We start from the raw sequence: 254 nt of genomic DNA on the forward strand, positions 1-254 counted from the left end.
CGTCGTCGATGACGAAGAGCCGATACGCACCATCGCCGAGCAGACGCTCGAAACCTTCGGTTACCGCGCGCTCACCGCAAGCGACGGCGCAGAAGCGGTAGCTCTTTTCGCCGCACACCGAAACGAGATCGCCGCCGTGATCCTCGACCTCGCCATGCCGCTCATGGATGGCCGCGCGACGGCGCGTGCGCTTCGCCGCCTCAACGCGCGCGTGAAGATCATCCTCAGCAGCGGACTGGGCGAGACGTTGATCA

General features: G+C 65.4%; 1 protein-coding gene. It reads left to right on the plus strand.

Annotation, left to right across the window (positions count from 1 at the left end):
- Positions 1 to 254, plus strand: a 254-nt coding sequence (locus tag C4334_RS14350; protein WP_352432775.1) for a response regulator, incomplete at both ends; no start/stop codon positions are given.

This window comes from Pyrinomonas sp., from assembly GCF_040289685.1.
Lineage (GTDB): Bacteria > Acidobacteriota > Blastocatellia > Pyrinomonadales > Pyrinomonadaceae > Pyrinomonas.